This is a genomic window from Kitasatospora sp. NPDC091257, assembly GCF_044757675.1.
GTDB lineage: Bacteria > Actinomycetota > Actinomycetes > Streptomycetales > Streptomycetaceae > Kitasatospora > Kitasatospora lactacystinica.
In genome coordinates this window covers 1-7,525 of the sequence record NZ_JBIVVI010000348.1, presented here as the reverse complement: position 1 = coordinate 7,525, position 7,525 = coordinate 1, and the positions used below count along the sequence as shown (strand labels likewise).

General features: G+C 72.9%; 4 protein-coding genes. All 4 read left to right on the top strand.

Annotation, left to right across the window (positions count from 1 at the left end):
• Positions 1-206 precede the first annotated feature (206 nt).
• Positions 207-629: an XRE family transcriptional regulator gene (locus tag ACIQOV_RS17950; protein WP_401049518.1), complete on the top strand. Its 423-nt coding sequence runs from the start codon at positions 207-209 to the stop codon at positions 627-629.
• A 109-nt stretch (positions 630-738) separates the two neighbouring features.
• Complete coding sequence (locus ACIQOV_RS17945; RefSeq protein WP_359906740.1) at positions 739-1,254, top strand: ParH-like protein; 516 nt, start codon at positions 739-741, stop codon at positions 1,252-1,254.
• Positions 1,247-2,524: an MAB_1171c family putative transporter gene (locus ACIQOV_RS17940; RefSeq protein WP_401049517.1), complete on the top strand. Its 1,278-nt coding sequence runs from the start codon at positions 1,247-1,249 to the stop codon at positions 2,522-2,524. Before ACIQOV_RS17945 ends, ACIQOV_RS17940 begins: the two co-directional genes overlap by 8 nt.
• A gap of 581 nt (positions 2,525-3,105) precedes the next feature.
• The gene (locus ACIQOV_RS17935) at positions 3,106-7,518 is read left to right on the top strand and encodes a LamG-like jellyroll fold domain-containing protein (protein WP_401049515.1); all 4,413 of its coding nucleotides are present in this window, start codon (positions 3,106-3,108) and stop codon (positions 7,516-7,518) included.
• The last annotated feature ends 7 nt before the right edge of the window (positions 7,519-7,525 follow it).

Here is a 7,525-nt window from a genome sequence, read left to right as displayed (position 1 = left end):
GGGGCACCTGCCGCGGCGCCTCCCTCGGCCGCCGCCGCCCCGCGCGCGACACCCCCTCCCGCCCGGGAGGGGGCCGGGAAGCGGCACGGCCCGACACCGGCGCCGTGCCCGAAGCTACGATGGTTCCCCGGCGGCCGACCCCGTGCACCAGCGCCGCCCGAACCGGCAGTGGTGACGCAGGAGGCCAGGTGGCGCAGGAGGCGGAGATGGCGGGAGCCGGGGCGAGTTCGCTCGCCGAGAAGATCGAGACGCTGTTCCGCACGGTCCGGCGCCCCAACCGGGAGCAGTACAGCAACGAGGACGTGGCGCGCGCCTGCCGCGAGGCCACCGGCGAGACCTTCTCGGCCACCTACCTGTGGCAGCTGCGCACCGGCAGGCGCGACAACCCGACCAAACGTCACCTGGAAGCCCTGGCAGGGTTCTTCCAGGTCTCGCCCGCCTACTTCTTCGACGACCGCTCCGAGGAGATCCTCGCCGAACTCGCCGTCCTGGAGGCGCTGCGGGACGCCGGCGTCCGGAACATGGCGCTGCGGGCGGTGGAACTCTCGCCCGAAGCCCTGGACACGGTCTCCGATGTGATCGAGACTATCGCTCGCCGGGAGGCTGCCAGGGGCAAACCCTCCCGGTGAGCACGACGCGGTGCCACCGGGAGGCACCCCGCGACGGCTGACCGGCCACGCCGGCCCCGGCGGACAGGTGAGGCGCGCATTGCGGTGGATCCGACGGCACGGCGGACTGATGCGGCGCTGCCGCGCGATCAGCGACTCGCTCGAACTCCCCGACCCGTTCGACGCCGCCGAGCTCGTCGCCCGCCTCGCCCGCGACCGCGGCCGGCCCATCGACCTGATCGCCGTACCCGCACGGCCCGGGGCTCCGTGCGGACTGCTGGTGACGACCGGTCAGGCCGACTACATCGTCTACGCCGAGGACACCAGCGAGGTGCACCGCCAGCACATCCTGGTGCACGAGTACGCCCACCTCCTGCTGGGCCACACCGACGGCACCCCGGCCGACCCGGGACTCACCCGCGGCCTGCTGCCGCACCTCTCCCCGGCACTGATCGGGAAGGTCCTGGGACGCACCGTCTACCTCGAACCGCAGGAGCAGGAGGCCGAATTGCTCGCCTCGCTGATCCTCAAGCGCGCCCTGCTGCCCGGCGGCCGGCCGTCCGGCGCGGAGCCCCGCGACGCCGAGTGGGCGCACCGGCTCTCCCCCCTGCTGGGCACCCGCCGCCCGACCGGCCCGCATGACTGACCCCGTCCTCGCCCTCGCCGCGGCCTTCCTGCTCGGCCTGGGCACCTACCGCTTCCTCGCGGGCCGGCGCCGCGGGCGCTCGCCGGCCCTGCGCTTCACCTGCTGCTTCGCCTGGTGCTTCGGTGCCTTCCTGGCGCTGACGGCCGCCCGGGGCAGGGTGGACATCGACCACGGAACCGGCCTGGCGGGCCTGTCCGGCATGCTCACCGACCACCTCAGGACGGGCTCCGCCGGATTCCTCGCACTGACCGCCGTCGCGCTGCGCCGCCCCGAGGCCGACGCCCGCGCGCTGCGCCGCCGCTGCGTCGGCACCGCCCTCGCGGTCCTCGCCGCGACCGTCCTGTTCCTGCTCGCCCGGCCCCGGGAGGACGGCGGCCAACTGGTGGCCACCGGCGCCCTCGGCCCCGTGGCACTGGCCGGCTACGACCTGGTCATCACCGGCTACGTGGTCGGCTGCCTGGTCACCCTGCTGCGCCGGACGACGCACTGGACCCGCCGGGCCGACGACACGGCCCTGCGCACGGCCCTCGGCCTGGTCACCCTCACCACCGCCGTCGGCCTGATCTGGGCCGCTTGGGGCCTCGACGACGTCCTCGGCGCCCTGCGCACGGGCCGTCAGCTGACCACCGAGGACCCCGTCTCGCTGGCGCTCGGACGCGTGTGCGCGATCCTGCTGCTGGCCGGCGCCACCACGCTGCTGTGGGCGCGCGCCGGGCGCGCCGCCCGGCGGTGGCGGGCCGCGTACCGCGGCTTCCGGTCGCTCGGTCCGCTGTGGCGGGCCCTGCACGCGGCCTTCCCGCAGATCGCCCTCACCACGGGCCGGATCACCCCGGGCCGGATCACCGCGGGCCGGATGCCACCCGCCGACGCCGAACTCGCCCTCTACCGGCGGGTCATCGAGATCCGGGACGGGCTGCTGATCCTGCGTCGCTACCGCACGGCCGAGGACTCCTCCGCCCCCGACGTCTCCTCCGCCGATGCCGACGCCGATGCCGACGCCGACGCCGACACCGACGCCGACACCGACGCCGCCGCGCGGGCCGAGGCCGTCCGGATCGCCGCCGCCCTGCGCCGCGCCCGCACCCGGGCTCCCGACGGCCCCCTCCGCGGCGGCCCGCCGCCGGCCGAACCGCACCTGCCGCACACCGGCGGCCTGGAGGCCGAGACCCGCTGGCTGGGGCAGATCGCCCGGGCGCTGCGGACCCTGCCACCGCTGCCGACCGGCCCGGCGGCGGACTGGAGCCCGAACGCCGCGCCTTCCGCTCCTTAATCGGCTTTTCCCCGAACCCGATTCGGCATTTCCGATTCACCGACCTGACGACAACTTGACCACAACAAGGCCGAGTTATTCCGCTGAAAATATCTGACGAACAGCCAGGCGGAAAGAGTGGAAATGTCCCGAAGGCCGCTCCCCCTCGGCCGCTCCGCGCCCGGGAACCGTCCACCCCCGCACCGGCGTCCCGCTGCCGGGGCACGTCGGTGACCGCCCATGGCCCCCACTGCCGCCCGGACCGCGCCGCCTCCATCCACGACACCCCGGGTGACCAGCACCGACGACCAGGAGATGGGATGCCCGCCACTCGTCGCGGCGTCGCATCGAAGCTGTCGGTCACCGTTCGCCGCCGCCGCCCGGGGGCGAGAACGGACCGCGACAGCCCTCCAGGTCTGTGACTTCCGCCACAGTGCATCAAGTGGTTTGTCCGGTTTTACCTGCGCTGCTCCCCTTCTGACGACGCATCGACCCGGGCATGCATCCTGGCGGATTTCTCATGAACCTTTGACACCTGATTAAGCGTCCATAAAGATCCGCTCAAACTTCGCCCACATATCGGAAGTCGGAGCTTACGCACAGTGAGAACAGCAGCAAGACGGTCGGGCAGTCTGCTCGCCGCGGCACTCGCCGCGGTCGCCCTGACCGCGACCGCGGTGGTGCCGGCCGCCGCCGCGACCGGCGGAACGCCACCGCCCGGCCTGACGGGCTCCCAGGACACCGCCGAGAGCCTGGCCGTCAAGGAGGCCGCCCGCAGCGGCAAGCCGGTCGAGGTACTCGCCAAGCGCAGCGAGACCAGTGACACCGTCGCCCAGCCCGACGGCAAGCTGAAGACCACCACCTACGTCCAGCCCAAGCGGGTGCGCAAGAACGGCGCCTGGGTGGACCTCGACCCGACGCTGCAGGCACTGCCCGGCGGCGCCGTCGCCCCCAAGGGGTCCACCGCCGACCTGCGGTTCTCCGGCGGTGGCAGCGAACCGCTGGTCACGATGGCCCGGGCCGGCAAGGAGCTGAAGCTCAGCTGGCCGAAGCCGCTGCCCAAGCCGAAGGTCAACGGCGCGACCGCCGAGTACGCGTCGATCCTGCCGGACGTGGACCTGCGGCTGTCCGCCACCAAGACCGGGTTCACCCAGGTCGTCGTGGTGCACACCGCCGAGGCCGCCAAGAACCCCGAGCTGGACCAGCTCCGGCTCGGCCTGCAGGGCACCGGCCTGACGGTCAGCCAGGAGGCGGACGGCACGCTCAAGGCGAAGGACCCGTCCGGCGGCGGCACCGTCTTCGAGGCGCCCGTCCCGGTGATGTGGGACTCCTCCAAGCCGGCCGCCGTCACGCCGGACGCCCCGGCGACCGCCACGCCGAACGCCCCGGCGACCGCCACGCCGAACGCCCCGGCCGCCGCCCCGAAGACGTTCAAGGCCGCCCCGCAGGCGGCGCCGCAGGCCGAGGCCCCCGCCCCGGGCGCTCCCGCCGCCGGTCGGAACGACCTCGCCGCCGCCGGCTACGGCGACCTGCCCGGCGAGGGCGCCAAGATGACCCGGCTCAAGGTCGACCTGCCCAAGGACGGCCTGGTCCTGTCGCCCGACCAGGGCATGCTGGACGCCGCGGACACCGTCTACCCGGTGATGATCGACCCGGCGTGGAACACCCCGCACGCCGGTGACTGGGCGGGCGTCTCGCGCAGCTACCCGAACCAGGCGTACTGGCACTTCACGTACAACAGCAGCTACGTCCACGACTGGGGCGTCGGCTACTGCGGCGACACCTCGCGGTGCGCGCCGACCGACGTGAAGCGGGCCTTCTTCCAGGTCTCCAACCCGTTCGTGGGCAAGCAGATCCTCAGCGCCACCTTCGGCACCTACGAGAGCTGGTCGTACTCCTGCGACGCCCGGCCCGTCGAGCTGTGGAACACCGGCTACATCTCCCCCGGCCTGAACTGGAACAGCCAGAACGCCTCCGGGTTCTGGAGCCGCTACCTGCAGACCATCAACACCGCGAAGGGCTGGAGCGGCAGCTGCCCCGGCGGCTGGCTGGAGTACGGCCAGGACGGCGCGGTGCGCAACCTGGTCCAGGACGCCGCCAACTGGGGCTGGCCGACCATCAGTTTCGGTCTGAAGGCCCAGAACGAGGGCGACACCCTCGCCTGGAAGCGCTTCACCGACGACGCCTACCTGTCGGTGTACTACAACCTGCGGCCCAACCAGATCCCGATGTCCGACATGACGATGTCGCCGGGCTCGGTCTGCCAGTACCCGGGCATCAAGATCAACAAGATGCCGCAGGTCACCACCCGGGCGAGCGACCCGGACGGCGAGGCCATCGGCGTGCAGTTCGCGGTCGGCTGGGACGACGGCAGCGGCCTGCGCCGCCGCTGGTGGTCCACCGGCTCGGAGGACGCCGCACCGGGGTGGGACACCTTCAAGGCCTCCGGCTCGATGTTCTCCTGGCCGCTGCCCACCGGCCTGCCGCAGAACCTCCAGCTCGACTGGGAGGCCCGCGCCTGGGACGGCGCGCAGTGGGGGCCGTGGTCCTCCGACGGTGACCCGACCGGCTGCTACTTCATCGTCGACACCTCCGCACCGGACGGCCCGGCGATCACCTCGGACGCCTACCCGGGCTCCAAGGACGCCACCGCCGCGCTCCCCTGGACCGACGGCGTCGGCAAGAACGGCTACTTCACCCTGAAGTCGGCCGCGACCGACGTGGTCAAGTACCAGTGGGGCCTGGACACCTCGCCGTCCGCGGCGAACGAGATCGCCACCGGCGGCGGCGCCGCACAGACCGTCCGCGTCCAGCCGCAGACCGCCGGCGTGCACTTCCTCTCCGCCCGGGCCGTCGACGGCGCGGGCAACGCCTCGCAGCCCGAGACGTACTACTTCAACGTGCTCTCCGGCCAGACCCAGCGCACCGGTTGGTCGATGGACGACGCCGCCGGCGGCACCTCCGTCGCCGGCACCGGCGGCAGCTTCGAGGCCACCCTCGGCTCCGGCACCACCCCCGGGGCGCCCGGCCACCTCGCCGAGGGCCTCGCCTTCGACGGCACCGCCAACGGCTACGCCGAGACCCAGGGCACGGTGCTGAACACCACCCGCGGCTTCGCCGTCTCCGCCTGGGTCAACCTCACCGAGAACACCCGCAACAGGGTCGCCGTCAGTGAGAACGGCAACTCCGCGGCCCGCTTCGCCCTCGGCACCTTCGGCGGCAAGTGGAGCATGTGGACGTCCAGCCGGGACAACCCCACCGACTACGCCCTCGAAGCGGCGAGCTCCGACGCCCCCGTGGTGCTCGGCCAGTGGACCCACCTGGTCGGCGTCTACGACCCGGTGGCGAAGACCAGCACCCTGTACGTCAACGGCGTGCCCGGCACCCCGGTGAACGTGGTCGCCAACTGGGACGTCCACGGCGCGCTGGAGTTCGGCCGCTCCAAGTACTTCGGCAACTGGACCGACCCGTGGAAGGGCTCGGTCGACGAGGTCCGGCTCTGGGACCGCTCCCTGAGCAAGGCCGAGGCCGCCGACGTCGCCGCCGACAAGCAGCTCGCCACCGGCCTGCCCGCCACGTCGGTCTGGCACCTGGACGGCGCCTCCGCCAAGCCGGTCGGCACCGCCGAGACCGACAACCTGACCGCCTACAGCGGCGTCGCACTCGGCCGGCCCGGCATCGCCGACAAGGCGATCCACCTGGACGGCGTCGACGACTACCTGCGCGGCACCCGCCCGCAGGTCGACGGCAGCCGGGACTTCTCGGTCTCCGCGTGGGTCAAGCTGCCCGCGCCGACCCCCGGTGACACCACCGCGAAGATCGCCGTCACCCAGATCGGCCAGCACAACAGCGAGTTCTCGCTGTACTACTCCACCTACTGGAAGCGCTGGATCTTCGGCCGCTACAAGGAGGACACCTCCGCCGACACCCTGGTCCGCACCTGGCAGCCCGACTGCACCCCGGGCACCCAGATCAACGGCGCGCCCTGCTTCGCCGGCACCACCGGCGAGTGGACCCACCTGCTGGGCGTCTCCGACACCGCCGCCAAGAAGCTGCGCTTCTACATCAACGGCTTCCTGGTCGGCGAGTCCGACTACACCCAGAACGCGCCGTGGGCCAACCCCGGCCCGCTGCAGATCGGTGCCGTCAACCGCGAGGGCGCCAACGGCGAGTTCTTCGGCGGCGACATCGACGACGTGCGCCTCTACGACCGCGTCGTCACCGGCCCCGAGGCCAGCGCGATGGTCCAGCAGCGCCCGCAGCTGGCCGGCCGCTGGAAGCTCTCCTCGGCCACCGGCACCCCGGCCGTCACCCCGGACGAGGGCCCGGCCAAGGCCGGCGCCCAGCTCGGCGGCGGCGCCTCGATCAAGGCCGACGGCGGCGTGCTGCCCGCCCCCGGCACCCTGCTGCTGGACGGCTCCACCGGCTACGCGGCCACCGGCTCCGTCCCGCTGCACACCGGCCAGAGCTTCACCCTGGCCGGCTGGGCGAACACCGCGGGCGTCCCGACCCGGGACATGACGGTGCTGTCCGTGGCCGGCGCCAACAACAGCGCGGTCACCCTGCGTTGGCACACCCTGGGCAAGGACGCCAACGGCCAGCCCACCGGCCAGTGGCAGGCCGAGGTGCGCGACTCCGACGCCACCGGCGCGGTCCGCACCCTGACCGCCCACACCCCGGCCACCTCCGTCCTGGAGAACTGGACGCACCTGGCGGTCAGTTACGACGCCTTCGCGGACCGGCTCGCCCTGTACGTCGGCGGCCAGATCGAGAACCAGGGCTGCCCGGACGGTTCGACCGGCTGCACCCCGCACATCTCCTGGACCGGCGCCCCGCAGCCCTACGAGGCGACGGGCGGCGTGCAGTTCGGCCGCAACCGGGCGGCCGGCGCGTGGGGCGAGTACTTCTCCGGTGAGCTGGACGACGTCTGGCTGTACCAGGGCGTACTGAGCCCCGCGCAGATCACCAAGCTCGCCGACTACAACGTCGAGCTGAACACCTCCACCGGGGTCTGATTCCCCC

Excerpts from the sequence above, each read along its gene's own strand:
- ACIQOV_RS17950 (WP_401049518.1), top strand. The coding sequence starts at position 207 with ATGGCGGGAGCCGGGGCGAGTTCGCTCGCCGAGAAGATCGAGACGCTG.
- ACIQOV_RS17945 (WP_359906740.1), top strand. The coding sequence starts at position 739 with ATGCGGCGCTGCCGCGCGATCAGCGACTCGCTCGAACTCCCCGACCCG.
- ACIQOV_RS17940 (WP_401049517.1), top strand. The coding sequence starts at position 1,247 with ATGACTGACCCCGTCCTCGCCCTCGCCGCGGCCTTCCTGCTCGGCCTG.